Source organism: Actinopolyspora sp. BKK2 (genome assembly GCF_011291845.1).
GTDB lineage: Bacteria > Actinomycetota > Actinomycetes > Mycobacteriales > Pseudonocardiaceae > Actinopolyspora > Actinopolyspora saharensis.
In genome coordinates, this window is record NZ_JAANTE010000010.1 from 1 (window position 1) to 26943 (window position 26943).

Consider the following 26943-nt stretch of genomic DNA (forward strand, 5'->3'; position numbering starts at 1 on the left):
CTCAAAGAACACACCCACACCAGTGGGCACACCACCACAGAACCCTCAAACAACGAAGCCCTGCGGCCGGTGCACATTCACCCTAGCACCCCACCACAGCACCCCCAACACCCGGGGGCACCCCAGCACTCCCCCAACAGCAGCACGCAGCCACGCCAGAGAAAACCAGGCACCAGAATGAATTCAATTAATCAAACAACACCGGAAACTCTAACACCCCGAAAACACCCCCACAAAACCGGGGGCCCTCGCAGCACCAGAATCACCAGCACCATCAACACAACCACAACCACCCAGAACCCCACGAGCACACAACCCGCAAAGCTCCCAGCAGTTCCCGCCGTGCCGACAACCACCACACTACCCCCACAACCACACGCCCACACACCCACCCCCCACCACCACACAAACACCAGCACAACCTGGGGTTACGGCGCATCCTCGAGATCGAAGAGCACGGTCAGCTCGTTCCGCGTCCGCTCGACCTCCCGATGCAGGACCCCGACCATCCCAGTGTCCACAGCAGCCGCGACGTTGTCGCGAAGATCGTCCACGAACACGCAGTTCCGCGGCGATACCCCGAGCAGCCTCGCCGTGTACCGATAGACGGCGGGATCCGGTTTGCTCATGCCCACCTCGCCCGACAACACCACGCCGTCGAACAGACCGGCTCGCACCAACTCCCCGGGAGCGGAATCCCCGTTGGACAACAGCGCGACAGCCACCCCGGAGGTCCGCAAGCGCCGTACCTCGTAGGCGAGCGGAGGCAACTCCTCCACTGGGCCGTTCCCCGCTGCCCACCGGCCGGGGTCGTCCAGCACCCCTCCGCAGTCCACGATCAGCGCAGCAAGCTCCGTTTCCGTCACCGGCGCAGTTTATCCGGCGGAAGCGCGCCGCGGACGTTCCGAACTCGCCGTCTTCCGAACTCGCCGTCTTCCGAACTCGCCGTCTTCCGAACTCACCGCCGCCAGTCGCGAGCAGGACTCGAGACCAGCCCCGGTGATCACACCTTCCGGTGAAGAAAGTCCCGGAGGTGAACTTTTCCGCGGGGTGCGCTCCTCCTATCCACCGGACGACCTCCGTGAAGGGAGCCACGAACATGCAGGTGCCGACCGCACAGCGGCCCCGTCTGAATCCCCCGCAGACCACCGACCGGGCACCCACCACGTCCGGGAAAACGCCGCCGGCACCGCGCGGCGAGAGCAGAACACCACCGACCTACTCCGCTGCGGCACTGGCGGACCGGGTCGGAAAGCATCTCGTCGAGGTGTTGGCCGGACGCAGACCGCTGCACCAGATACGCCAGTGGCTCAGCAGGCCGGTGGCGAGCCTGTTGGCCACCCTCGTCCGGTCCGGGAGCCTCCTGCACGACCGCACCCGGTTGAACTCGGTGCACGCCTGCCTGACCAACTCCACCACAGTGGAGGCCTGTCTGGTCGTGGACGAGGTCAAAAGGCACCGGGCGGTGACCATACGTCTGGAACAGCAGCGCATGAGCTGGTGCTGCACACTGCTCGCCCTGGTGTGACGGCCGATGTGCCGGCCGGCGCGTACGCAAGTGGGCCGCTCCCGCGAACGGTCACCACCCACGGTCCGAAGCGACGCAAGCGGCGGTTCGGGATCGGCTCGCCCGCTCACGCGAGCGGGCGAGCCCGTCGAACGACCGCCTACGCCGCTCCGGGCGAAAGCAGTCGATCAGCGCTTCTTGTTCTTCTTGGCGTCGGCGCGGGCGGCAGCACGACGCTCCCGCCTGGTTCCACCCTGCTGAGCCGATCCGGCGGAGTCCTCGGCAGCGCTGTCGCCGCGCGCCTCTCCGTTCTCGGAGGGCCCCGAATAGCTCAGGTTCCGCTGCTGGGCGGCCGAACCATCGCCACGCAGCGCCGTGGGGGCCTGCGACTGGCCGTTCTGCTCGGACGCGGAGAGCTGGCTCAACGCGGGGCCTGCGGCGTTGCGCGACTTCTTCGCGCGTTTCGAGCTGGGCTGCCCGGAGGAGGCCTGACCGTTGCCGCTCGGCTGACCTTCTCCGTCGGAGGACTGAGTGACCGAAACCGGCACCGAGGACTCCTCGGCCGCGCCGCCCGCGGGTTCGGCAGCTTCGACCTGCACGTTGAACAGGAAGCTGACCGACTCCTCCTTGAGGGCCTCCAGCATCGCGTTGAACATGTCGAAGCCCTCGCGGCGGTACTCGAGCAGCGGGTCCCGCTGGGCCATGGCGCGCAGCCCGATGCCCTCCTTGAGGTAGTCCATCTCGTAGAGGTGCTCGCGCCACTTGCGGTCCAGCACGCTCAGCACGACGCGGCGCTCGAGCTCGCGCATCGCACCTTCGCCGACCTGCTCCTCGATCTCGGCCTCACGACGCTCGTAGGCCTCCTTGGCATCGGCCAGCACCGCCTCGCGCAGCCGCTCCCTGCTGATGTCCCCGTCCTCCTCGGCGAGGTCCTGCCAACGAATGGAAACGGGGTACAACGACTTCAGCGCCGTCCACAGCTGGTCGAGGTCCCAGTCCTCCGCGTAGCCCTCCGCGGTCGCGCCCTTGACGTAGGCCTTGACCACGTCCTCGATCATGTGCTCGACCTGCTCCCGCAGGTCCTCACCCTCGAGAACACGCCTGCGCTCGGTGTAGATCACCGAACGCTGCTGGTTCAGCACCTCGTCGTACTTGAGGACGTTCTTGCGGATCTCCATGTTCTGCTGTTCGACCTGGGTCTGCGCACTGCGAATGGCCCTGGTGACCATCTTGTGCTCGATCGGGACGTCGTCCGGCACCTTCAGCCGGGTCATCACCGTTTCGACCATGTTCGAGTTGAACCTGCGCATCAGCTCGTCGCCGAGCGAGAGGTAGAACCTGGACTCGCCGGGATCACCCTGACGTCCCGAGCGACCGCGCAGCTGGTTGTCGATGCGGCGGGACTCGTGGCGTTCGGTGCCGAGCACGTACAGCCCGCCCGCCTCGCGGACCTCGTCGGCCTCGGACTCGGCCTGCTCCTTGATCTTGCTCACCACGGAGGGCCATTCCGCCTCGTACTCCTCGCGGTTGTCGACCGGATCCAGCCCCCGCTGACGCAGTTCGGCGTCGGCCAGGTGGTCGACGTTGCCCCCGAGGACGATGTCGGTGCCGCGACCGGCCATGTTCGTGGCGACCGTGACCGCTCCCTTGCGGCCCGCCTCGGCGACGATCCCCGCCTCGGACTCGTGGTGCTTGGCGTTCAGCACGCTGTGCGGGACACCGCGCTTGGTCAGCAGCTTGGCCAGGTACTCCGAGCGGTCGACGCTGGTGGTGCCCACCAGGACCGGCTGCCCCGCCTTGTGCCGCTCCTCGATGTCCTCGGCCACCGCCTCGAACTTGGCCTCCTCGCTCTTGTAGATCAGGTCGGGCTGATCCTTGCGGATCATCGGCTCGTTCGTGGGAACGCTGACCACACCGAGCTTGTAGGTGCTCTGGAACTCGGCCGCCTCCGTCTGGGCGGTACCGGTCATGCCCGCGAGCTTGTCGTACTGCCGGAAGTAGTTCTGCAGGGTGATCGTGGCCAGCGTCTGGTTCTCGGCCTGGATCTCGACGCCTTCCTTGGCCTCGATCGCCTGGTGCATGCCCTCGTTGTACCGACGACCGTGCAGCACACGTCCGGTGAACTCGTCGACGATGGCGATCTCGCCGTTGCGGACGATGTAGTCCTTGTCCTTGCGGTACAGCTCCTTGGCCTTCAACGCGTTGTTGAGGTAGCCGACGAGCGGGGTGTTCGCGGCCTCGTAGAGGTTCTCGATCCCGAGCTGGTCCTCGATGATCTCGACGCCCTCCTCGGTGACGCCGACCGTTCTCTTGCGCTCGTCCACCTCGTAGTGCTCGTCGCGCTTGAGCATCGGAGCCAGCCGCGCGAACTCCTGGTACCACCTCGAGGACTGGTCGGCGGGCCCCGAGATGATCAACGGTGTCCGCGCCTCGTCGATGAGGATCGAGTCCACCTCGTCGACGATCGCGAAGTTGTGGTCGCGCTGGACGCACTCCGACAGGCTCCAGGCCATGTTGTCGCGCAGGTAGTCGAAGCCGAACTCGTTGTTGGTGCCGTAGATGACGTCCGCGTTGTAGGCGTCCCTGCGCTGCTCGGGGCTCATGTCGGCCGTGATCGCGGCGACCTCCATGCCGAGGAAGCGGTAGATCCTCCCCATCCACTCGGAGTCACGTTTGGCCAGGTAGTCGTTGACCGTGATGACGTGGACGCTGCCGCCCGTGATCGCGTTGAGGTAGCCGGGCAGCACACAGGTCAGGGTCTTGCCCTCACCGGTCTTCATCTCGGCGATCTGACCGAAGTGCAGCGCGGCGCCACCCATGAGCTGGACGTCGAAATGCCTGTTCCCGAGGGTTCGACGGCCGCCCTCCCGCACGACGGCGAACGCCTCCGGCAACAGCTTGTCCAGCTGCTCACCATCGGAGTAGCGGCGTTTGAACTCGTCGGTCTTGGCCCGCAACTCGCTGTCGGACAGCGCGACCGTGTCGTCTTCGAGCTCGTTGATTTGCGCCGCGATAGAGCGCAGGCGCTTGAGCATCTTGCCTTCGCCAGCGCGGAGCAGTCGGGACAGGACCATCCAGGTCGACCTCACTTGCTGATCGTGACGCGCCCGTCACGGACGCTTTACGGCCATAGTATTAGAAGCCCGCCCTCGCACCGTTCCAACAGACGTCACATCGACACCTCCGCCGATTCGACGCCCGCTCTCGAACGACCGGAGCGGCCACGGACTGCAAACGTTTCGGAGACGCACGCGTGTTCCCGCCGCACCCGATCGTGCGGGGCAAGAGGCCGGACAGTCCAGGCCGGTGCGGCCGCGAACACGACCGTCCCCCGCGTACCACGGTACGCGGGGGACGGTCCGTGCGGTCACGGCCTACGCGATGCGCATCACGTTTCGGGGACCAACCGGATCACTCCGTAGTTGAACCCCTTCCGGCGGTACACCACGCTGGGCTTCTCCGCGTCGGCGTCGAAGAACAGATAGAAGTCGTGGCCGACCAACTCCATCTCGTAAAGCGCTTGATCCACTGTCATGGGCGTGGCCGGGTGCTCCTTCTCGCGAACTATTCGCCCCGGTTCGTAACCGTTCTCCTCGTGACGCTGCCCCGGAACCCCGGACGTCGCCGGGGGCTCGGAGGTCGTCGGAGGTTCGGACACCGCGGCGGAGGACTGCTCGTCCGCGGCCTCGGCACGCACCTGCTCGGCCGGCGGTTCCAGAAGCGTGGTGCGCGTGCTGCCCTGCGGCGTACCTCCCGCCCCTGCGACGGCCACCGGCCTGTCGGCCATCGCGGCGGTCGCCTGTGCCACGGAACGCGGACTGCGCTTGCCGTGATGCACCTTCCTGCGATCGTGCATCTTGCGCAGCCTGCTCTCCAGTTTCGTCGTCGCGGCGTCCAGGGCTGCGTAGAAGTCGGGCGCACTGGCTTCCGCGCGCACAGCCGGTCCACGTCCCTTCAAGGTGATTTCGACCCGCTGACAGTTCTTCGCCTGGCGTGGGTTACGCTCGTGCTGCAACTCCACGTCGGCGTGCATCGCCTTCCTGTCGTAGCGGTCGAGACGGTTGAGCTTTTCGCCGACATGCTGTTGGTAATGGGTGGGCACCTCGACGTTGCGGCCTTTGACGACGATGTCCATTCACGACCTCCGTTGCTCAGCGTGCTTCCGTGAGCCTCGTCACGGTGACGCCGGAGAGAGCGTGCTCAGCTCGTTTCCGACGCCTGGGGCGTCAATGCCTCACCTCATTCCTCCGGCCGAGTGCGGCTGTGGTTGAGGAGCACGTTAGCTCGCTTTTGTGTTCCACAACACCCCCGGGTCGGGGGACGTCAAACAGCCACCCTGCGTATTCGTTACCACCATTCGTACGCATCGGCACGACTCCACACCACCCGGCAGCAGGGCGCGGGCGCACGAGCCCGGAACCACGAGAAGCTCCCCGGCTCCGACGAAAACACGAGCGCACCGCTCGACTGCTCGTTCATGTCCACCCCGCGCCCACGATGCCGCGTGTGTACCCGACCAACGAACGGAGCAAACTCGTGGTTCCCGAGCGCCCCTCCCGGATCGGATGAACTCCACTTCCTCGCCCGAACGGACTAACGCCGAGCCGCCACGAGGACCAGTGTCGCGGCCACTTCCCTGCCAGCGGCGCGCAGCGCCGCGGAGCAGCAGGCCACCGTGGCTCCCGTCGTGAGCACGTCGTCGACCAGCACGATCGGCTCCCCGACCTCGGGCAGCCGTCCGCGACGGAGCACGACCCCACCGCTGAGGTTGCGAACCCGCCGCGCGGTGTCCAACCCGACCGAGTCCCGCACCTCGCGCCGCATCCGCAGGCAGTCGGACACCACGGCCGCTTCCCTGCCGAGTCCCCTGCCGAGCCCCTTGCGCACGAAGCGCACCAACGGGCTCAGGTGCGGCCCTCCGCGGGCGCGGACGGCGGAAGGTCTGGATGGCACGGGCACCAGGTGCACCGGTTCCGCCCCCAGCCGCTCCGGATGCTCGTCGATCACCGCGCGCACGGCGCGAGCCAGCCTGCTCCCGAGCGGTTTCGCGAGGTCACGACGGCCGAACTCCTTGTACGCGAGCACCGCCCTGCGCGCGTTCCCCCGGTAGCGCCCCAGGGCGTAGATCGGGGGATCCGCGGGCAGCAGTTCGGGTCTCACTCGCCTCAGGGCGCGGAAATCGCTTTCGCAACCCGCGCACAACGCGGTGGACGGCTCGGCGCAGCCCGCGCACCGACGGGGAAGGATCAGGTCCGTGAGCGCATGCGGAACGGTGCGGAAAAAGGTTTCACGAGACATGCCGCGATCCTCGGGGCGCTCCCCGGAGCAGGTCCTCCGGAGAGCGTTCCCGTCACGGCGTGTCGGACCTTCGGAGGGGTTCCGGCGGCCGGGAGGAGCTCATCCCGGGTAGAACGGGATCGACTGCGGCCCCACCGGGATGTCCTGCAGCACTTCCCAGACCTCTTCCCGGTCCATGGCCTGCCACAGGTAGGACCTGTCACCGACGATGACCTTCTGGCCCGGTCCCACCGTCAGCCGCCTGAGCGGCTGACGCAGGTTCGAGGAGTTGTAGGACTTCCAGAAGAACCCGTCCACCGAGACCTTGACCACTGGCGGGGAGTCGCTGTCGCTGATCGCCACCAGGGCCCTGCTGTTCAACCAGGCCACTTTCTTGATCTTCGAATCGCTGAATCCGCCGGTCAGCGGAGTGGGACGCTGCAACCGCAGCGTCGAACCGCTGCCCGCTATGCCCGCGACCACGATGCGGCCGCCCACGACCCCGGCGAGCCGGGTTCCGTCCCTGGAGATCCGAAGCGCCTCGATGCGTCCCCGATCAGCCGCGAACCCGCGCACGTCGACGTCCTCGACCGACCAGTTCCCCTCGTCGTCCCTGGTCGCGCGGACCACCCGCTTGCCGTCCACGACCGCCCACACCTCGGATTCGCTCCGCCAGGTCGGTCTGGAGATGAAACTTCCGTGCACCGGGAGCTTGCGCAGGGAGCCGCCGTACTCCCCGACCCTGAGGTCGACCCCCTCGTCCGGGGAGCGCACCACCGCCGCGATGCGCTCTCCCCCGTCGGAACGGGCCGCCGTGGTGATCGCGTACTCACCCGAGCCCATGGGACCGGGAACAGGCGGGGCCTGCTCGTTGAACACCACGAGCTTCTCGTTGACGACAGCCAGCGGGGCGACCTCGGAGGAGACCTTGTTCTGCCGCTCGTAGGAGGCCACGTCCGAGGGACGCAGCACGGAGGAGTTCGACAGCAGCGCCGTTCCCTCCTCTTCCAGCTGCACGCGTGCCGTCCGGACCCCGCGCAGCGTCAGCACCACCTGGGCCGCGATCATGCGTTTCTTCTTGCTGCTCAGCGATCCGAGGTCACTCAGGTTCACCAGCAGCGCCCCGTCCTTGACCTCGCTGACGTTGCTGACCGTTTCCGTGTCCTCGGGGATGGCCGTGTTCATCGCCGAGTCGAAACCGGCCGAGGGGCCGGACAGCAGCAGGTCGATGACCCGGGACGGGAGCGTGCTCTGCGGATTCTGCCGCACCCAGCGGACGTCGGGAACGACCCCGTTCTGCTGCTCGTCGAGGAAGAAGACCGACACCGCCCGGTAGTTCGAGACGAAAGAGCTGCGACTGGCCAGCAGCAGATCCGGGGGGTTCGCGATCCGCCACTCACCGTCGTCCTGCCTCTCGACCCTGATGTCCAACTGCTCGGATCCCTCGCCGGGGACGAACGAGCGGTCCGCGCGGAGCTTGCCCACCTTGTCCACGCTCAGACTGACCATCTGGACGGAGTTCGGCAGGTCCTCCTTGCGCAGCGGGACGGTGTCCACGTTCTTGACCACCGTCACTTCGGAGGGCACCTGCCAGGAGTTCCGCGCGCGCCCGGTCAGGTGCTTGCGGGCGGCCTCGTAGTCGTTGGCCGGCTGCGCACCTGCGTCGACGAAATCGCGCACCAGGTCGGGGGCATCTATGCCGTCCGGAGGGGCTTCGATCGTGGTGGAGGTGGTCGGCTTGCCCTCATCGACCCGCTTGACCATCTCCGGGTCGGTCTCCTTGGGGATCGAGGCGCACCCCGTGAACGGGACGGACAGCACCAGCAGCAGAGTCACCGCTCTGGTCGAACGCCGCAACGAGATCATCGCTCTTCCTCCCGGTCTCCGTCCGCGGAACCGCGGGGCGAGTTCCGTTCCGTCCCCGCAGAGGAACCGTCCCCGGCCTCGGCGGAGTCCTCTTCGGCCGCTTCCTGCGGAGCCGCCAGGAGCGCCTCCGGGGCGGCTATGCTGCGCGCGCTCGGCAGCGGCAGCGGACTCTCGGAGACTTCCTGCTCACCCGAGTACTTCGGAAGGGTGAGCCGGAAGCAGGAGCCCCGCCCCGGCTCGCCCCACGCGTCCAACCATCCGCCGTGCAGCCTCGCGTCCTCGGAAGCGATGGACAGCCCGAGCCCCGTGCCTCCCGTCTGGCGGTCGCGCGACGGATCGGCGCGCCAGAACCTGGTGAACACCAGCTCGGCCTCGCCGGGCTGCAGGCCCACCCCGTAGTCCCGCACGGTGACTGCCACCTCGTTCTCCCCCTCCCCGAAGGCGACGTCGACCGGTCGTCCCTCGGCGTGGTCGATGGCGTTGGCCACGAGGTTGCGCACGATGCGCTCCACGCGCCGCGCATCAGCGAAGATGGTGACCTCCTCCTCCGGCACGTCGACGCGCAGCTCCACCCCGCTCGTCTCGGCGATGGGGCGCAACGACTCCACGGCCCGGCGCACCACTTCGGGAACGTCCAGCGACTCGGTGGAAAGATCGGCCACGCCCGCGTCCAACCGGGAGATCTCGAGGAGGTCCCCCAGCAGCGCCTCGAAGCGATCGAGCTCGTCGACCAGCAGTTCGGCGGAGCGCTCCAGACCGGCCGGGAACTCGTCGCTGGAAGCGTGGAGCACGTCGGCCGCCATGCGCACCGTGGTCAGCGGGGTCCGCAGCTCGTGCGAGACGTCGGAGGTGAACCTGCGCTGCAGCTGACCGAACTCCTCCAGCTGCTGGATCTGCTGCGCCAGGCTGTCGGCCATCTCGTTGAACGAGTCGGCGAGCAGCGCGACGTCGTCCTCCCCGATCACCCGCATCCGCTCGTCCAGGTTGCCCGCGGCGAGCCGCTCCGCGGTCAGCGCGGCCTGGCGCACCGGACGCACCACCTGGCGGGTCACCAGGTTCGTGATGGCGCCGAGCAGCACGAGCAGCACCAGCCCGCCCACGAGCAGCGTGCTCTGCACCACTCCCATGGTGCGGTTCTCCGCGCTGAGCGGGAACAGGAAGTACGCCTGCAGCGGGCGCGTGGAAGTGCCGGCGGGACTGCCGATCACGAGCATGGTCACTTGCTCGTGATCGCGCGTGACCGTGCTGATCTGGGTGGCGAACTTGTCCCGCTTCACGTGGTGGCGCAGTTCCTGCGGGACGTCCCCGATCGGACCGGCCGAAGGCGCCGACTCCCCTTCCCGGGTGACGGCGTACTCGTCGACGAGCACCGGGTCGTACGTGCCGGCCACGGACTCGGCGTCGTTCTGCACGGAGGGTGACGTGGTCAGCCCGTTCAGGGCCCCCTTGAGCTGCTCGGCCACGTCCTCGGAGTTCGGATCGACGGCGGTCAGCTGACGTTCCAGCACGGGAAGGAGGCTCTGCTCGACCTGGCGAACGGCGGCGTCCTTCTTGGTCTCCAGAATCCTGTTGGTTATCTGGGTCTGCAGCACCATCCCCAGCACGAAGACCACCGCGGAGGAGAGCGCGAGGGTGCTCACCACCACCCGCAGCTGCATCGACCGGCGCCAGATCGACTCGAACCAGTGCCAGCGACGGCGCACGTTCTCGCTGACGCGCACGGCCAACGAGCGCAACGAGCCGCCCCGGGAGGTCCTGTCACTCACGCCAACCGTCCTGCCGCACGGGAACGATCACCGGCCCGCGGAGTCACGGAGGACCGGCCTTGTACCCGACTCCACGCACGGTGAGCACGACCTCCGGCCGTTCCGGGTCCCGCTCGATCTTCGACCGCAGCCGCTGCACGTGCACGTTGACCAGCCTGGTGTCCGCAGCGTGACGATACCCCCACACCTGCTCCAGCAGCACCTCGCGGGTGAACACCTGACGCGGTTTCCTGGCCAGGGCCACCAACAGATCGAACTCGAGCGGGGTGAGCGAGATCGGCACCCCCTCGCGGGTGACCTCGTGGCCGGGGACGTCGATCGTGAGATCGCCGATGGACAGCACCTCGGCCGGTTCGGCCTCGGTGCGGCGCAGCCGCACGCGCAACCGGGCCACGAGCTCCTTGGGCTTGAAGGGTTTGACGATGTAGTCGTCGGCCCCCGACTCCAGGCCGAGCACCACATCCACGGTGTCACTCTTCGCGGTGAGCATGACGACGGGAACCATCGACTCGGCACGAATGGCCTTGCACACGTCGATGCCGTTCATCCCCGGCAGCATCAGGTCGAGCAGCACCAAATCGGGTTTGAGCTCACGCAGCGCGGGCATGGCCTTGGTGCCGTCGTTGACAACGGCCGTGTCGAAGCCCTCGCCCCGGAGCACGATCGTGAGCATCTCCGCCAGAGCCGGGTCGTCGTCCACCACGAGCACGCGTGACTTCATGCCTCACATGGTTGCATTTCGCACCACAGGGGCATGCACCACCCGGCTGACATCACTGCAGGTTGTTGGCTCATTGCTCGGAGCGCAGGATTCGATACCCCCGAACGGACCATTGCTCACGAGCAGGTCAGTCCAGAATCCGGTCGACCAAACCGACGGAATCCACCGCGGCCGCGTCGTCGATCACCTGCCAGGGTGACCACCACGCGGATTCGGCGAGCTCGAGGTAGACCCGGTCGCAACGCTCCTGCAGGGAGGAGTCCGATTCGAACCGGTCCCCGCCCGACTCCCCGTTGGCGCTCTCCCTGCGTTCGGCGCGCTCGGCGGCAACCGCGGTGGGCACGCGCAGCAGGAGCTGCAGGTCCGGGCGGGGCATCCCGAAGCGGTCCACCTCGAGCCGGCGCACCCACTCGACGAATCCGCCGTCGGCGCTCTCCCACGACCGAGCGGCCCCGTACGCCGCGTTGGAAGCCACGTAGCGATCCAGCAGCAGGACGTCGTTCTCGGCGATGCCCTTCCGCAGCCAATCCAGGGAGTGCCTTCTGTCCAGCGCGTACAGCACGGCCATGCCGTGCACGGAGTCGGCGAGGTCCCCGTGCTGCCCGCGCAGCGCCTCGGCGACCAGATCGGCGTGCACGTCCACGCCGTACCGCGGGAAAGCGACCTCCCCCACCGACAGCCCCCTGCGACGCAACTCCGTCGACAAACCGTCGGCCAACGTCTGCTTGCCCGCGCCGTCCAGACCTTCGATCACGATCAGCCGCCCCACGGCGGCAAACCCTACTGAGCTCTCGTCGCGCGGCCGCGCGCGGGTGCCCGCGTGGCCGAGGTGCGGCCGATGAGCGGAGGAACGGGCGGCAACCGCTCGAGCCCGCGGACGGCCGCGCGAAGCGCCGGAGGACGACGGTCGTCCGGCTTCCGCTCCCCCTTCCGGGGAGCACTTGCCGTTCACACGGTTGGGGGCATTGCCGAAATCGGAGCAAAATCTCCACCACGACGGTCGCAACACGACGGTCGACAAGAGACAATCGGGTGAAAGCGCGCACCGAACAGCGCCGTCGCCGACACACGGGAGGAACCAGTGCACGTGCCCGGGCCGGACACTCGCGTGGTCGAGCTGCGGGTACACGGCATTCTCGGAACGAAGCCGCAGGACCTGACCGACTCGGTCGCCTCCGTGGACGTCGCCGGGGACGGGATCGGACGTATCGTCCGCCCGGCGGACCGCTTGCTGCGCCCGGTCCCCGGACCCGACCTCGCGGCGGGGGAGCGCACGGTCCCCCGCTCGATCGAGGGCTACGTGTGGGGGGACATGACCTCGGGAGGCAGCAAGGCCCTCTGGGCCCTGCTGTTCCCGTTCGCCCTGGCGAACATGGCGCACTGGATGCTTCCCCCGACCGACACCGGCTCGCGTGCCGTGCGCTCCCTCGGAGCCGCGCTGCGCGCGGGGACGCGGCTGGCCTCCCTGCTGCTGACGATGCTGTTCATCGCGCACCTGACGGTGCTCGGCCTGGACCTGCTCGCCTCGCAGTGCCTGAGCCCGGGGTCGGGATGCCTCGGGGCCGTTCCCGACGGACTGCGCGTCGCGCAACCCCCGCGTTCGATCCTGGCAATGGTCCTCGTCGCGGCCGTGCTCTTCGGCATGTCCCGCCTCTCGGCGATGTCCTGGCGCGTGTGCACCCCGGCCGCCTCCGAGACCGGGCAGCAGCACGCCCAGGACCCGAAGCTGCCGGGAGCGGGCGTGGTGCGGGATCCGGAGACCTCCGCGCTGCGGGTGCTGCACATCACCGCCGGCCTGTGCACGATGGTGCTGACGGCGCTGGGCGGGTTCTCCGCCTCCGCGGACCCCCGCTGGGTGGGGGCGGCCGTGCTCACCGGGCTCTGCGTGCTGGGCGTGCTCGCCCTGGACGACCCGACCGACTCCGACCACCGGCCCGACAACCGCTTCCGCCGGACGGTGCGGAGCGCGCTGTCCCGCTACACCCGGATCTCGCTCGTTTCGGTGGCGGCGCTGCTGGTGCTGGTGACCGCTCCGGCCACCGATCCCCTGAACGGCCCGCTGGCCGGCTCCGGCTCGACTACCGACTCGCTGACGCTCGGCCTGCTGCTGACCTGCGGATACGTCGGGCTGCTCCTGATCCCCACGGTGCTGCTGTCACGCCCCTCCTGGCATCGCCTGCCGAAGAAGCTGCGCCCGTGGGCGGGCGGATGGTTCGCCGCCCCGGTGCTGCTGATCGCCTGCCTGCTCGGAGCGGGGTTCGGCGCGGGCCTGACGCTGACCACCCGGCAGGCCCTCGGTGGCTCCGAGCAGCGACTGCCGGGTTCGTACGACACCGTCACCCTGCTGTGGGGAACTTCCACGGCCCTGCTCGTGCTCGCCGGGCTGGTCATCGTGCCGTGGGCGCTGCTGCGCTGGTGGCGCGCGTTGCAGGCCGACAGCGCGGTCTCGCCCGAAGTGGAGCTGCTGCACGCGGGGCGTTCCGGAGATCAGCGCAGCTCCGAACGCGCGTGGAAGTGGGCGGAGCTGCAACGCGGACACGGGCACCGGCTGGTGCTCGTGCTCGCGGGAGCGCTCTCCGTCGGGGCGGTGCTCGCCGCGGTCCTGCGGCTGTGGACCTCACAACCGCCCGACTGGGCAAGTTGGCTGATGTTCCTCGGCGTCGGGGCGCTGGCCACGCTCGCCGCGTTCCTGCTCCGCACCGTCTACCTCGCAGTGCGCCGCCCCGGAACGGCCCGAGCGCTGGGCGTGCTGTGCGACCTCACGCTCTTCTGGCCGCGGGAGGCCCACCCCGTGGTTCCCCCGTGCTACGCGCTGAAGGTCATCCCCGAACTGGTCAACAGGGCTCGCGAGCACCTTTCGGACCCGCAGACCCGGGTGGTGCTCTCCGGGCACAGCCAGGGCAGCCTGCTCGCCGCCGTGGCCACGGCCCGGCTGCTGCGCGAGCTGGACGAGTCGGACGGGGAGAGGGTCGGCCTCGTCACGGCGGGCTCCCAGCTCCAGTGGGCGTACACACGTGGTTTCCCCGACGTGCTCGGGCACGAAGCGCAGGGCGAACTGGCCGGGTCCCTGAAGGGACGTTGGCGCTCCCTCTGCCGCGGGACGGATCCGCTCGGCGGCGCGGTGACCACGTGGAGCAGGCAGGTCTACGACGGCAAGCTGCTGGGGGTCGGCTTCCGCGCGGACGGCACGGAAGGCCCGCTGCCTCCCGCGGCCCGGGGGCCGACCGGCGCACTGGTGCTCGGCAGTGACCACTGGCTTCCCGACCCGCAGCGCGGCCCCTTCGAGCACCGGAGGTGGCTGGCGGGGGTGCTGCGGCACACCGAGTACAGCGGTGACCCCGAGTGGGACCGGGCGGTTTCCATGGCTGCCGGGTTGGAAACGCCCGCCCGCGGGACGAACCTCCCGTTCCGCACGACGGTCGCGGGCTCCTGCGCCGCGGCGCAGCCGCGCACCAACGGCACGGCCCGGCGGACCGAGCCGGAGGCGGCGACGCGACGCGAGGGAGCGATCATAGCCATGGAGACCGCTCTCGAGGAGGAACCCCCCGCCGGGAGCACCGCCGGGAGCACCGCCGGAAGCACCGAGGAACGAGCCGGTGAGCTCTCCAGGGGAGTGCCGGATTCGCTGCCTCCCGTCCGCGGGGACGGGCTGCCCGGTGCGGAGGAGGACCTCGGGTACGGGACGGTCCACGAGACCACTCCCGAGATCATCGACCCGCCCGGGATCACTCCCCCCTGGGAACGCGGCCCGGCGCTGCGCCCCTCCGGTCACTGACCGGGGCCCCGCCCCGATCTCGACCGGGTTCGGTGGACGCCGCTGGTGTCCGCCGAGGACAATGCGTCGTCATGGTGAATATCCGCAGAGCCACAACGGCCGACACGAAGGCACTGGTCGAGCTCCGAGCTCTGATGTTCAAGTCGATGGGCAGGAACGCCGAGGACCCCGCCTGGCGTTCCCAGGCCGAGTCGTGGTTCACGCGGAAAATCGCCGGCGGCGAGGCGCTGGTCGTCGTCACCGAGATCTCGAACGGACAGCTGGTCGCCGCCGCGCTCGGCGAGGTGAACCACGACCCTCCCAGCCCCTCGAATCCCACGGGGATCCGTGGGCGCATATCGAACGTCGTGACAGCGGTCGGCCACCGCAGGAGGGGCTACGCGCGTGCCTGCGTGCGGCAGCTGCTCGACTGGTTCCGCTCGGAAACGGAAGTGGCCGACATCGACCTGTTCGCCACCGGCGAGGGCTCGAACATGTACCGGGAGTTCGGTTTCGAGGCGCGCCCCTACCCGGCCATGCGGCTGCGGGTGGCCTCCTCGACGGAGGGGACGGAGCTGACCTCCGCACCCTCCGGAATCGCCTGACGCGGACTTTCCGGAGGTGACCTCCGCCCCCGGGAGGCCTTCTCCCGGGGGCGGAGGTCACGCGGGACCTCGCGCGGCCGCTGTCGTGCGAACCGCTCACTCCTCCAGCTGACCCGCGCGCTCGCGCTGCGCGAGCACCGAGTGGCTCCTGCTGTAGGCGAAGTAGATGACCACTCCGGCGAGCATCCAGATCCCGAAGCGGACCCAGGTCAGCGCGGTGAGGTTGATCATCAGCCACAGGCAGGCGATCACCGCGAGGACGGGCACCCACGGCACCAGCGGAGCGCGGAAACCGCGGGGGAGATCGGGACGCTTGCGGCGCAGCACGATCACCCCGATCGAGACCAGGGCGAACGCGAACAGCGTGCCCACGTTGACCATCTCGGCCAACCTGCTGAACGGGAAGAAGCCCGCGGCGAGGAACACGACCACTCCGACCAGCACGGTCGTGCGCACCGGTGTTCCCCTGCGCTGATCCGTCTTGGCCAGCCCCCTGGGAAGCAGACCGTCCCTGGCCATGGCGAACAGCACCCTGGTCTGCCCCAGGAGCAGGACCATCACCACGGTGGTCAGGCCGATCAGCGCACCCACCGAGATGAGACTGGCCGCCCAGCTCACCCCGTTGAGCTGGAACGCGGTGGCGAGGGTGGCGCTCTCCCCGTCGGGACCCGTGGCCAGGTTGGTGTAGTGCGTCATCCCGGTGACCACCAGCGCCACCGCGACGTAGAGACCGGTGGTTATCGCCACCGACCCGAGGATCCCCCGCGGAGCGTTGCGCTGCGGATCGCGCGTCTCCTCCGCGGTCGTGGCGACGATGTCGAAGCCGATGAACGCGAAGAACACCAGCGAAGCCCCGGCGAGCAGGCCGTAGACCCCGTAGTTGCTGGTCTCACCGCCGAGGATCAGGGACAGCAGGGACTGCTCGAGGGCCGGACCGCTCTCGGAGGCGGACTGGGCCTGCGGAATGAACGGGGTGTAGTTGTCCGGCTTGATGTAGGCGATCCCGGCCACGATGATGAACAGCACCACCGAGACCTTGATCGCGGTTATGACCAGGCTGACACGCGCGGAGAGCTTGGTGCCGGTCACCAGCACACCGACCAGCACGGCCACCAGCAGCATCGCTCCCCAGTCGAGCTGCAGCGGGCCGAGCGGGATAGCCGTCTCCACCTGCAGTCCGATGCTGGACAACACCTGGTGCAGGTAGGAGGACCACCCCTTGGCCACCGCCGCGGCGGCGATGGAGAACTCGAGGATCAGATCCCATCCGATGATCCAGGCCAGGAATTCACCGAACGTCGCGTAGGAGTAGGTGTAGGCACTTCCCGCCACCGGAACGGTGGACGCGAATTCCGCGTAGCACAGCGCGGCCAACGCGCAGGCGACCGCGGCCAGCAGGAAGGCCAACGACACCGAGGGTCCGGAAACATCGCCCGCGGTCTGAGCCGCGATGGTGAAGATTCCGGCTCCGATCACCACCGAAACCCCGAAAACGATCAGGTCCCATGTCCCGAGATTCTTCCGGAGTTTGGTGTCCGGCTCGTCCGTGTCCAAGATCGATTGTTCGACCGTCTTGGTGCGCCATAATCCGCTTCCTGGCACCCCTGCCTCCTCGCATCACTCTTACGGGTGGCACCGAACGATAGCGGCCACGCAGTCCTCGTCCACGGCGAACCGAAACACGATCCGCTAACGGTACGTGCGGAAAGCGCTTCCGACAGTGGAAATCCGCCCGACCGGAACGGGTTCCGGACGACGAACACCCCGTTTCCCAGTATCCGGACAGGGCGAGTCCGCCACCACTCGCGACAGGACTGCGCCGCTCGCACTGCCCGGCGCCCCTGGAAAAGGGTATATCGCCGTTTGTCGAGGCCTTAAGCGGAGGTATCCGTTCGATACCGCCGAGATGAACGAATGATCACGGAGATTTTCCGCACCGGATTACCAGCATGTGGACATGCCGAGGCAGTGACCGCGCCGGCTCCCCCACGCGTCGGCACCCCCACTGCCCGGCGAAAAAGCAGCACGGCACGCGCCACCGAGCCCGCACTTCCACGCACCGACCCGGGAGCACCGGACCAGCCCGGGGCCGGGTGGATTCAGACGGCCCCAGTGGCGGCCCGGAACAACTGCGCCCCCGCGGCCGAGCCCAGGGGGTGCGCCATCACACAGGGATCGGAGGCGGCCAACCAGACCGAATCACCACGCGCGAGGTCCAGCTCACGCACCGCGCTCCCCGAGTGGGCACCGTCGTCACTGCCGTGACCGTTGCCATTTCCGTGACCGTTGCCGTTACCCGTGCCGACCGGGGAGAGCCGCACCCTGCCCTCGGTGCACAGCAGGATCTGCGGCCCGGAGGAGTCCAGGGCCACACCGCCGCCCTCGCCGGGAGACCAGTCCGCCCTGGAGAGCTCGAACTCGTCGGCCTCGGTCTGGTAGGTGGTCAGGTTACGTCCGCTGCGCGTGCCGGTCAGCACCCTGGTGTCCCCGTTGTCGAAGTCGAGCACCTTCAGCAGCTCGGCCACGTCGACGTGCTTGGGAGTGAGCCCGCAGCGCAGGATGTTGTCCGAGTTGGCCAGGATCTCCACCCCGGTTCCCCGCAGGTAGGCGTGCAGATTTCCCGGAGGGAGGTAGATGGCCTCCCCCGGGCGCAGCACCAGCCGGTTCAGCAGCAGGCTCGCGAGCACTCCCGCGTCGTTCGGGTAGGACTCCCCGAGCTCGAGCACGGTCTCGCACTCCAGCACGAACTCGCCCCCGGAACGCACGTGCTCGGCGCACGCCCGCAGCAGATCCGGCACGAGAGCGCGGAGATTGTCCTCGGGCAGGGTGATCCACGTGGTGAACAGCGCTCGCAACCCGTCCCGGTCCGGCTGCGCGGCGAGCAGTCGGGTGTGCGCCCGCAGGCTCGGGACGTCGAGCTCGTGCAACAGCCGGACGGTCCGGTGGGCGTCGCGGAACCCAGCCAGCGCGTGGAACTCAGTCAGCGCGCAGATCAGTTCCGGCTTCGCCGTGGGATCGGGGTAGTTGCGGTCCGGTGCGCTGCGCGGAACTCCTTCCGCCTCCTCGTGGGCGAACCCCGCGGCCGCCTGCTCCCAGGACGGGTGCGCCTGCAGGCTCAGCGGTTCGTCCGCGGCCAGCACCTTCATCAGGAAGGGGAGCCTGTTACCCCAGCGGTCGGTGCAGCCCTGCCCCAGTTGTCGGGTGGGTTCCGAGTCCAGCAGCCGCACCAGCGGGACTTCCGATCCGTCCGGGAAGAGCAACCGCGACGAATCTCCCGGATGGGCGCCCATCCAGAGCTCCGCCTCGGGATGGGGGGCGGGTACGGGACGGCCGAGCAGCTCCGCGATCGCGGTCCGAGAGCCCCATGCATACGGGCGTACCGCGTTGCGCAGTAACTCCACTGTCCTTCTCGCTTCCTCGTCTAACCGCGTTTCCCCGCATCGGCCACGCCCCCTTCACCACCGGAGGACATCCGGTACCGCGCACCTCCCGCTTCGGGAAGTCCACCGAGTTCACCGCGGGCCGCCCCGGAGGAACTTCGTGCAGAACCCGGCGCCCGCCGGCACGGGCCGCTTCAGCGTGCCCCGACCATCGACCGCCCGTGCCCGTCGGGGAGTCCCGAGGCGAGCCCGAGGTACACCGCCGCCATGTCGAAACCGACCGCCAGGAGCGCCGAACGCAGGATCGCATCCTGCTCCCGCGTCTCCGAAGGGGAGAGCACATCGGCGCCAGGCAGCGCTTCCGTGGCCATCCGCTCGGTGAGCAGCGCACGCTCGTCGGCACGAACCGTGAGCAGCAGCACTCGCAGCGCGGCCGTGGTGTCCTCCGGATCGGCGAACAGATCGGACTCGCTTCCCACCGCCGCGGCTGAACCGTGCAGCGAACGACGATTCACCGCCTGGGCGTAGCTGCTCACGTCGCAGGGAACTCCGGCGTAGCAGCCGAGCACGTAGGCGCCGTGCTCGCCCAGGGCGGTGGAGAGCTCGTCCACGCCCCAGAGCAGCGGCACCCGGTCGGCCAGCCGGAGAACCAGCTTCTTGGCCGGGTTCTCCGGGGTCTCGTTGCTCGGGTGCGCGGCGGCGGCCTGCTCGTCCAGCGCGTCGGCCAGCGCCTCGGTGTCGACGCTCAACAACCCGAGCGCCTGGAAAAGGCGGAGCCCGGCCGTGAACACGTGCGCGAACCCCAGTCCCTCCGGAACCGGGATCCGCGGGGGCACGGACCGCGCCCGTCCCGCTACGGAGGCGGCCACCGGCCCCTCCTCCGGAGCCGCGAGAACGATGCTCGCGCCCCGGCGCCCCGCCAGCTCCAGCGACTCGGCCAGAACCTTGTCACCGCCGTCGGTTCCGTAGGCGAAGACCACGTCGAGCGGGCCGACCCAGGAGGGGATCACCTCGGTGACCACCACCGGAACCGGGCAGGACGGGCCGAGCAACGCGGCCAGCGACCGGCACGCGGCGGTGCCGACTCCGGCCCGAGACAACAGCACGAGAGCCCGCGGTCGCTCCGCGACGAAATCGTCCAGCCCGGCTTCGCTCGCCGAGTTCGCCGCCGAGCGCACCTGCGCCCCGGCCAGGGCGGCCGAGCGAAGCAACCCCTCGGTGTCCAGCGCGAACAAACGTTGTTGATCGTCCAGAATGCTGTCGTCCAGCACCACCGTCACCCCCTTCCAGGGCCGTCGGAGGTGGTGTCCTCCTCGGGACCGCCGATCGCCTCCTGCAGCAACAGCACGGGGACACCGTCCCGAACCGGGAAGGAACGTCCGCAGGACGTGCAGGTCAGGTACTCGGCCGCGGGCTGATCGGGCAGACCGTCCCGCAGCGGCGCGTTCCGCGGGCAGGGACAAACCAGGATCTCCCGCAGTTCGGGATCCATCGCGATACTCACCATTCCTCCCGGATGTTCACGCGCCGACACCGATGGGATGAACACCATCCCACCGAAACAAGTCCCGGACGAGCCTCCATGCGGGTAGCGTCGAGCGGGTTTCCGTGACTACTCCCGCAGCACCGCGAGCACCTCGTCACGCAGGGCGGCCATCGTCTCGGAATCGGCCGCCTCGACGTTCAGGCGCAGCACCGGCTCGGTGTTGGACGGACGGAGATTGAACCACGAACCGTCCCCCAGTTCCACGGTAAGCCCGTCGAGCTCGTCGATACGAGCGCCGTTGCGCTCCCGGAAGGAGTCGATCACCGCGCGCATCCGGGTGGTCTGGTCGTCTACCCGCGAGTTGACCTCGCCGGAGGCCACGTAGCGGGAGTAGTCGGACATCAGCTCGGCCAGGCCCTTGTGCTGCTCCCCCAGCGCGGCCAGCACGTGCAGGGCGGCGAGCATCCCCGAGTCGGCGCGCCAGAAGTCGCGGAAGTAGTAGTGCGCCGAGTGCTCCCCGCCGAAGATCGCGCCGGTTTCGGCCATCGTCTGCTTGATGAAGGAGTGACCGACCCTGGTGCGCAGCGGTTTGCCGCCGTTCTCGCGCACTATCTCGGGAACGCCCCTGGACGTGATCAGGTTGTGGATGACCGTGGCGCCCGGTTCCCGCTTCAGCTCCCTGGTGGCGATCAACGCCGTGATGGCGCTCGGGGCGACGGGGGCGCCCTCCGCGTCGAGCACGAAACAGCGATCGGCGTCACCGTCGAAGGCCAGTCCCGCGTCGGCCCCCACCTCGCGGACCTTGGCACGCAGGTCCTCGAGGTTCTCCGACTTCAGCGGATTGGCCTCGTGGTTGGGGAAGGTCCCGTCGAGTTCGAAGTACATGGGCACCAGCTCGATGGGCAGCCCCTCCAGCACGCTGGGGACCGTGTGCCCCGCCATGCCGTTGCCCGCGTCCACCGCGAGCCGCAGCGGCCGGATGGAGGTCAGATCGACCAGCCCGCGCAGGAAGTCCGCGTAGTCCCGGAGCATGTCCCGCTCGGTGATCGAACCCTGCGCACCCAGGAACTCGGGAACCCCGTGGCCGACCAGCTCCTTGATCTCGGACAGACCGCTGTCCTGACCGACCGGGGCCGCTCCGGCCCGGCACAACTTGATCCCGTTGTACTCGGGCGGATTGTGACTGGCCGTGAACATCGCGCCGGGGAGGTCCAAGTGCCCGGAAGCGAAGTACAGCATGTCCGTGCTGGCCAGCCCGATGTTGACCACATCGATCCCCTGACCGGTCACTCCCTCGGAGAACGCGGCCGCCAGCTCGGGAGAGGACTCCCGCATGTCGTGGCCGACCACCACGGCGGGGCCACCGACCAGTCTGGTGAACGCGGCACCGACCTCCCGGGCCACCTCCGCGTTCAGTTCTTCGCCCACCAAACCCCGGATGTCGTACGCCTTGACGATCCCCGACAGGTCCCGCACGCTGCACTCTCCCCGTAGTAACGGCACTCTTGCCTGCGTGCCGAGCCTACCGGCGACCGCGGTGGAAGTGGTGTCCGCCGGACGGCCAAGAACGCGAACCGATCCGCTCGTCCGTATGGACCCCACGAGTGCCACCCGATTCCGAGCACGCGAAAACCCCAGCACAGCACGAGGAGCTCAGCCACACGTCACGGCGCTGCCGAGCGAACCACCCACGAGGCATCCCTCGGACACACCACGTGCCCAGTGAGCCAAACCACATCCCAGTGGGGTATCCCACGTCGAGTCGGCAGGACTCGCCCGGACGCACCGGGCGGATCAGTCCTTGCCCGGATCGGGAAGCGCACGCAGGTGCCCACGCCTGCTTCCGCCGCCACGCACTCCCGGGTTCTCCGTCGCCGACGGATCGGTACGCCCGGCCTCACGAACCGCCTCGGCCAAGGCGGTCAGATCGTCCTCCGAAGGCTGCGCGGCGGAGAACTCCCCCTCGTGGCGCACGACGTGCCACCCCTTGGGGACGGTCAACCGCATCGCGTGCTCCTCGCAGAGATCATAGCTGTGAGGTTCGACATAACTAGCCAGCGGCCCGACCACGGCGGTCGAATCCGCATAGGCATAGGTCAGCGTAGCTACCGCCGGGTGGGTGCACCCGGTTCGCGAGCAACGCCTCACGCTCCGCACGCCTGGCACCATAGCGCCCTTGTCACGCCAACACTCGATGGCACGCGGAAAACTCCCCCGAACAGCCGGTCACCAACCACCGGAACGCGCGACGACGGCCTCGCCGTCCGCCCGGTTGTACTGCGAAGATCATCTATGGGGTGAAGTATGACACGAAGGGTTAACACTCGCACGGACCAGTTCCGAACGTACGCTGCCGAACACGGTGCGTTCGCGGACGTGCGGGCACGATTGCCAGGAAACCGCACGCACGGCGTACCCTCGTCGCGTGGTGACCGCACGGGAAACTCGGCAACGTCTCGGTAAACGACGGGAACGTCGTGGTCGCGGAATGCGCGGACCGCTCTACCCCTCCTCCGTGCCCGCGGCCAAGAGCAGGTCCCAACGCTTCGACGCGCTCGTGCTCGAGGCGCTCGACCCCATCGAACAGCGCTGGCAGACGGAACTGACCCAGCTGGACGTGGCCGTGGACGAGGTCCCCCAGATCGAAACCACCTCACCGGACTCGGTGGTCTGGGGAGACGACGTGGTCGTGGACTCGAACGTGCCGCTCGCCCGGCTGGTCCCCGCGGGCGTGGACCGCCGCGGGTTTCCGACGCGGGCGCGGATCGTGCTGTACCGGAGGCCGCTGGAAGCGCGCGCACGGAACGGCTCCGACCTGACGGACCTGCTTCACGACGTGCTCGTGGAGCAGGTCGCCAACTACCTGGGGCTCGATCCCGGAGTTGTCGGTGGGAACCAGTAAGAAGAAGTTCGGCGGGGTCGGTTGGCGTAGGTGGTTCCGTGGCGGAACCTCCCGCGGCGGTGCCGACTGTTTAGGCTCAGAGCGCCCGCGTTGACGTGGAGCCTTTGGTCGGGAGTTCCTGTGGCTGCGCTCGGCGGGATCCTCGGAAGCTTTCGAACGTTTCGCGCGAAACGTCCCCAACACGTGGCCCGAGAAGCGGGCGGGTCACCCGGGGGCTCGTCGGTTCCGCGACCGACCGGGAACGGCACCGATCAGCGTGAACAGCAGCGCTGCCGCCTGCAACGAGAGCAGGGTCGTCCTGGGCACCCCGGTGAACCCGATGGTGACCTCCCCCGAGTTCTCGGGCAGCGGAACCGCGACCTGCTCACCCCACCCGGTGGCGAGTCCGACCGGCTCACCGTCGATCCGCGCGCGCCAACCCGGCTCCCGCTGCGCGGCGAGCAGCAACGCGCGCCCCGGCCCTCCCGCGGAGAAGCGCACCGTCACGTGCGGCAGCCGCGCTCCGACCCGTATCGGGCGGGACTGCGGCCGCGGCTGCCCTCCCTCCCGCGCGTTGCTCGCCTGGGCCGGACCGAGCAGCGTCACCGGCGAGTTCGGCAGCAGCACGCGGAAGGCGGCACCCGTCCCCTCGACGGCCCCCGCCCTCGTCACGAGGTCACCGGCGAGCTCACCGAACCGGCGCGCCCGTTCGTCCCCCGGAACCGCGATCCGGCCCACTCCGCGAGCGGCAGCGGCGGCCACCCCGGAACGGACGCGGTCAGCGCCGTCGGCCAGCAGGTCCGCTTCGATCCGCATGAGCGCGGAAGTCGCACCCGGCGCGGGAACCAGTGCCGCGGTGCCGAACCGTGGTCGCCCGTCCGGCGTCAACTGCGGAGGGACCCCTCCGGGGCGAAGCCTCAACCAGTAGCCCTCCCCCGTCCGCTCGTCGTCGGCGACGGCCCCTGCGGTCACCCGCAACGGCCCGGACTGCCCCGCGAACGTCGAACCGATCGCCAGCAGCCCGAGGGAGACCACCGTGGCAGCGGTGAGCAGCCGACGCATCGACGACGAGGCCGGCCGTCCCGCGCGCCCCGCCGCCACCGCGGCCAGCGTCGTCCACAGCAGACCGCAGGCGACGAGCAGCAGCGGTCCTCCCGGCCAGCCAACCGTTTCGGGCCCACCCCACACCGGGCTGGAGGGGATTCGCCCGACCAGCAGGCTCGCCCCCCAGCCGACGAACGCCACGAGCACCCCGCCGAGCACCGTGCGGTCCCGGGAGCGCAGCACGGCGAGCACTGCCGCGCACACCACCAGCACACCAGACCATCCGGTCACGGTGTTCACCGCGTTCAGGGACAGCAGCGAGATCCCGACCGGTGATTCCACCACCGGCGCCCCCAGACCGTGCATCAGGAACCCGGGGTCGCGCGCCAGCACGGCGGGCCAGGGCAACAGGCAGGCCAGGGGCAGCAGCACCAGCGAAGCGAACCCCGCCGCGCGGCGGAACAGGCTGGTGCGCACGGCGGGGGGACAGCAGAACCCCGCCACGGCGAGCACGAGCAGCAGCGCGTACGTCCCGGGGGCGAAGGCGGCCAGCACCGCCGCCCCCAGAGCTGTCCGACACGCCGTACCGAGCCAGTTCGGTCGTCCGGGGGTTCTGGCCGGGACGGCCCCCACCAGCGACATGGTCCCGAGGAGCAGCGGTGGGAGCAGCACGTGGGCGACCACGACGCCGATCCGCCCCTCGGCCGCCGCCAGCATCCCGACGGGCAGCAGCGCGTACGCCGCCGCTGCCAGCGCGCGCACCGTGCGGGAAACCGCGAGCCCGCCGCAGGCGTGGTAAGCAGCGGCCCCGGCGAGCGGGAGCTGCAGCAGCACCAGCAGCGCCAGCGCGGCGGGCGGCCCGCCGAGCGGGGCGAGCAGCGCGCCCAGCAGCCCGAGCACCAGCAGGGCGGGCGGGGCCTGGGCCGCGGTCCCCCCGTGCACCGGGTGCCAGGCCGCCAGGTAACTCGACCAGGTGGTTTCCAGATCGGCGGCCGGAAGCAACCTGCCGCCGTGCAAGCTCAACCCGATCCGGGGAGCTTCCGCCAGCAGGCCGTGCACCACCAGGGCGAACAGCGCCAACCCCACCACCAGCACGACCGAGGGGTTGAGCAGCGTCTCGCGCAGCACGCGAGCTCGATTCACCGGAACCAGCACCAACTGCTCGGAGCTGCCCGCGTCCTCCCCGGTGCGCGGCCCCGGTGAGGGACGTGGACGCGGGTCGCGCGGCCCCCGCTCGGGCTCCTCCGGGACCGCGACGACCACCGGTTCGGCCGGCCTGCGCAGCCCGGCAGCGGAACGTCTGCGGCCTCCGGCGGTGCCGAGAGCCCCCGCGGGCAGCGCGTCCGGCCCGTAACGCGGTCCCGCTCCGGAATCACGCACCACCGGCGCGGACTCCTCCCGCAGCGGAAGACCGAGCAGCGTGTCGTGCCGGACCCGATTCCGGACCATGCGGGCATATCCCGCCAGGCAGGCGATGCGTAATCGGGTGATCCTCCCGATCAGCAGCCCGCGAAAGCTCCGGTTCGCCGGGTTCCTGCCGTGCGTGCGCGCGGCGGAGCGGATCCCGAGCCGCCCCGTCAGCAGCATCCACGCGGCCGACGCCTCCGCTCGCGCCTGGGCGAACCTGCGCGCCGCGGCGCAGCCCAGCAGTCGGAGAACCCCGAGCAGCAGCAGGCGCGCCATCGCGAATCGCCCGAACCGGGACCCGGTGTTGGCCAGGTAAGTGCGCAGCTCGTCCGCGCGGTTGACGGCGCCCCCGCTGCTCGCCACCGCCGTCGCCGCCCGCGGAAGCCCGCCACGAGCAGGCGAGTCCGTGGCGCGGCGCGCCCGCGCCCGGGGCACGCACAGCACCAGGTGCCCCGCGGCGTTGATCCGCCACCCCAGGTCCACATCGACGCAGGGCGCGGAGAGCAGCTCGTCGAAACCGCCCAGCGCCTCGAAGACCTCGCGCCGCACCAGGGCGGTCGCGGCGGGAACGGCCAGCACCTCGGAGACCTGGAGCGCCGCCCCCGCGTCCTGCACTCCCGAGTCCTGCGCTCCTTCCCCGATCGCCGGGTCGAGCCCGAACTGCCCGACATCGGCGCGCACCCGCGCCGAGGTGTCCATGGACAGCCCGGCTTCGGTGAGCAGGCGGGGGTCCCGCGAGTCGAGCCCCAGCGGCCCGAGCATCGCCGCCGCGGAATCCGCTTCGGCCACCAGGAGCAGGTTCTCCAGGCACTCGGGCTCGGGAATCGAGTCGTCGCACAGCGGCCACAACCAGCCGCCGGGATCACCCCAGCGCTCACGGGCGTGTTCCAGGGCGTGATCGACGGCGGCCCCGAACCCGGCCCCCTCCTCGACCGTGAGCACTCCGTCCACCGGCGCGGATTTCCCAGTGGACCCCGCGGTGGACCCCGCGGTGGAGCTCTCCAGCCAGGAGCGGGTTCGTTCGTCCGCTTCCGGCACCACTGCCAGCAGATGGCGCGGACGGACCGTCGACCGCTCCAGCGCCGACAGCACCTCCGGCAACCAGTCCACGCCTCGACGGCACACCAGCACCGCCAGTACCGGTGCGGTGCTCAGGTGCGTCCGACTGGTCGACTGCGCAGCGGCGCGGAACTCGGCCACCGTCTCCTCCCGCGTGCCGGGGTCCGATCACCGCACGACAGTAATGGAC

At 69.4% G+C, this 26943-nt stretch carries 19 protein-coding genes; 4 read left to right on the forward strand and 15 right to left on the reverse strand.

The window, feature by feature from the left end; translation table 11 throughout:
- Nucleotides 1–428: 428 nt before the first annotated feature.
- On the reverse strand, nt 429–866 hold the full coding sequence (locus G9Q41_RS18165; protein WP_165633667.1) for an HAD-IA family hydrolase: 438 nt from the start codon (nt 864–866) through the stop codon (nt 429–431).
- A 233-nt stretch (nt 867–1099) separates the two neighbouring features.
- On the opposite strand from G9Q41_RS18165, the gene G9Q41_RS18170 reads away from it, so the two are divergent.
- Complete coding sequence (locus G9Q41_RS18170; RefSeq protein WP_165633666.1) at nt 1100–1528, forward strand: Rv3235 family protein; 429 nt, start codon at nt 1100–1102, stop codon at nt 1526–1528.
- Nucleotides 1529–1695: 167 nt separating this feature from the next.
- Here the strand turns inward: G9Q41_RS18170 and secA are convergent, their stop codons facing one another.
- The 7 genes from secA to G9Q41_RS18205 form a co-directional block, all read right to left on the reverse strand.
- Entirely contained in the window at nt 1696–4581 is a 2886-nt protein-coding gene (gene secA, locus G9Q41_RS18175; RefSeq protein ID WP_165633681.1) for a preprotein translocase subunit SecA, read from the reverse strand.
- Between the two features lie 314 nt (nt 4582–4895).
- Nucleotides 4896–5642 carry a ribosome-associated translation inhibitor RaiA gene (gene raiA, locus G9Q41_RS18180; protein WP_165633665.1) on the reverse strand — a complete coding sequence of 249 codons (747 nt, stop codon included), beginning with the start codon at nt 5640–5642 and terminating at the stop codon, nt 4896–4898.
- Nucleotides 5643–6100: 458 nt separating this feature from the next.
- On the reverse strand, nt 6101–6667 hold the full coding sequence (locus G9Q41_RS18185; protein WP_347567610.1) for a ComF family protein: 567 nt from the start codon (nt 6665–6667) through the stop codon (nt 6101–6103).
- Nucleotides 6668–6904: 237 nt separating this feature from the next.
- Nucleotides 6905–8650 carry an LpqB family beta-propeller domain-containing protein gene (locus G9Q41_RS18190; RefSeq protein ID WP_165633663.1) on the reverse strand — a complete coding sequence of 582 codons (1746 nt, stop codon included), beginning with the start codon at nt 8648–8650 and terminating at the stop codon, nt 6905–6907.
- Nucleotides 8647–10308, reverse strand: coding sequence for an MtrAB system histidine kinase MtrB (gene mtrB, locus G9Q41_RS18195; protein ID WP_242687646.1), 1662 nt, complete (start codon nt 10306–10308; stop codon nt 8647–8649). The genes G9Q41_RS18190 and mtrB overlap by 4 nt, the downstream gene beginning before the upstream one ends.
- 151 nt (nt 10309–10459) lie before the next feature.
- Nucleotides 10460–11137, reverse strand: coding sequence for an MtrAB system response regulator MtrA (mtrA, locus tag G9Q41_RS18200; RefSeq protein ID WP_092523907.1), 678 nt, complete (start codon nt 11135–11137; stop codon nt 10460–10462).
- Between the two features lie 127 nt (nt 11138–11264).
- Nucleotides 11265–11906, reverse strand: a complete 642-nt coding sequence (locus tag G9Q41_RS18205) for a dTMP kinase (RefSeq protein WP_165633661.1) — start codon at nt 11904–11906, stop codon at nt 11265–11267.
- Between the two features lie 318 nt (nt 11907–12224).
- Between G9Q41_RS18205 and G9Q41_RS18210 the strand changes: the two genes are divergently transcribed.
- Together G9Q41_RS18210 and G9Q41_RS18215 are read left to right on the forward strand one after the other, a co-directional pair.
- Nucleotides 12225–14912 carry a hypothetical protein gene (locus tag G9Q41_RS18210; RefSeq protein ID WP_347567609.1) on the forward strand — a complete coding sequence of 896 codons (2688 nt, stop codon included), beginning with the start codon at nt 12225–12227 and terminating at the stop codon, nt 14910–14912.
- 71 nt (nt 14913–14983) lie between these two features.
- Nucleotides 14984–15496 (forward strand): GNAT family N-acetyltransferase, encoded by a 513-nt coding sequence (locus G9Q41_RS18215; RefSeq protein ID WP_092523913.1) that lies wholly within the window; start codon nt 14984–14986, stop codon nt 15494–15496.
- Nucleotides 15497–15592: 96 nt separating this feature from the next.
- On the opposite strand, the gene G9Q41_RS18220 is transcribed toward G9Q41_RS18215, so the two are convergent.
- The 6 genes from G9Q41_RS18220 to G9Q41_RS18245 all read right to left on the reverse strand — a co-directional run bounded on the left by G9Q41_RS18220 (nt 15593) and on the right by G9Q41_RS18245 (nt 22519).
- The gene (locus G9Q41_RS18220) at nt 15593–17098 is read right to left on the reverse strand and encodes an amino acid permease (protein WP_175455081.1); all 1506 of its coding nucleotides are present in this window, start codon (nt 17096–17098) and stop codon (nt 15593–15595) included.
- 497 nt (nt 17099–17595) lie between these two features.
- The gene (manA, locus tag G9Q41_RS18225) at nt 17596–18897 is read right to left on the reverse strand and encodes a mannose-6-phosphate isomerase, class I (RefSeq protein WP_092523917.1); all 1302 of its coding nucleotides are present in this window, start codon (nt 18895–18897) and stop codon (nt 17596–17598) included.
- Nucleotides 18898–19070: 173 nt separating this feature from the next.
- Nucleotides 19071–20156, reverse strand: a complete 1086-nt coding sequence (locus G9Q41_RS18230; protein WP_347567608.1) for a hypothetical protein — start codon at nt 20154–20156, stop codon at nt 19071–19073.
- Nucleotides 20153–20368 (reverse strand): Trm112 family protein, encoded by a 216-nt coding sequence (locus tag G9Q41_RS18235; protein ID WP_092523920.1) that lies wholly within the window; start codon nt 20366–20368, stop codon nt 20153–20155. Before G9Q41_RS18235 ends, G9Q41_RS18230 begins: the two co-directional genes overlap by 4 nt.
- 120 nt (nt 20369–20488) lie before the next feature.
- Nucleotides 20489–21838 (reverse strand): phosphomannomutase/phosphoglucomutase, encoded by a 1350-nt coding sequence (locus tag G9Q41_RS18240; protein ID WP_092523922.1) that lies wholly within the window; start codon nt 21836–21838, stop codon nt 20489–20491.
- 318 nt (nt 21839–22156) lie between these two features.
- Nucleotides 22157–22519, reverse strand: a complete 363-nt coding sequence (locus G9Q41_RS18245; RefSeq protein WP_342751278.1) for a DUF3499 domain-containing protein — start codon at nt 22517–22519, stop codon at nt 22157–22159.
- A gap of 331 nt (nt 22520–22850) precedes the next feature.
- Between G9Q41_RS18245 and G9Q41_RS18250 the strand changes: the two genes are divergently transcribed.
- Nucleotides 22851–23264: a metallopeptidase family protein gene (locus G9Q41_RS18250; protein ID WP_092523926.1), complete on the forward strand. Its 414-nt coding sequence runs from the start codon at nt 22851–22853 to the stop codon at nt 23262–23264.
- Nucleotides 23265–23468: 204 nt separating this feature from the next.
- Here the strand turns inward: G9Q41_RS18250 and G9Q41_RS18255 are convergent, their stop codons facing one another.
- Nucleotides 23469–26894 carry a glycosyltransferase family 2 protein gene (locus G9Q41_RS18255; RefSeq protein ID WP_347567607.1) on the reverse strand — a complete coding sequence of 1142 codons (3426 nt, stop codon included), beginning with the start codon at nt 26892–26894 and terminating at the stop codon, nt 23469–23471.
- Between the last annotated feature and the right edge of the window lie 49 nt (nt 26895–26943).

What these genes read in the sequence shown, in the direction of transcription:
- G9Q41_RS18170 (WP_165633666.1), top strand. Translation starts at nt 1,100, where the DNA reads ATGCAGGTGCCGACCGCACAGCGGCCCCGTCTGAATCCCCCGCAGACC.
- secA (WP_165633681.1), bottom strand. Translation starts at nt 4,581, where the DNA reads ATGGTCCTGTCCCGACTGCTCCGCGCTGGCGAAGGCAAGATGCTCAAG.
- raiA (WP_165633665.1), bottom strand. Translation starts at nt 5,642, where the DNA reads ATGGACATCGTCGTCAAAGGCCGCAACGTCGAGGTGCCCACCCATTAC.
- G9Q41_RS18190 (WP_165633663.1), bottom strand. Translation starts at nt 8,650, where the DNA reads ATGATCTCGTTGCGGCGTTCGACCAGAGCGGTGACTCTGCTGCTGGTG.
- mtrB (WP_242687646.1), bottom strand. Translation starts at nt 10,308, where the DNA reads ATGCAGCTGCGGGTGGTGGTGAGCACCCTCGCGCTCTCCTCCGCGGTG.
- mtrA (WP_092523907.1), bottom strand. Translation starts at nt 11,137, where the DNA reads ATGAAGTCACGCGTGCTCGTGGTGGACGACGACCCGGCTCTGGCGGAG.
- G9Q41_RS18215 (WP_092523913.1), top strand. Translation starts at nt 14,984, where the DNA reads ATGGTGAATATCCGCAGAGCCACAACGGCCGACACGAAGGCACTGGTC.
- G9Q41_RS18235 (WP_092523920.1), bottom strand. Translation starts at nt 20,368, where the DNA reads ATGGATCCCGAACTGCGGGAGATCCTGGTTTGTCCCTGCCCGCGGAAC.
- G9Q41_RS18250 (WP_092523926.1), top strand. Translation starts at nt 22,851, where the DNA reads ATGCGCGGACCGCTCTACCCCTCCTCCGTGCCCGCGGCCAAGAGCAGG.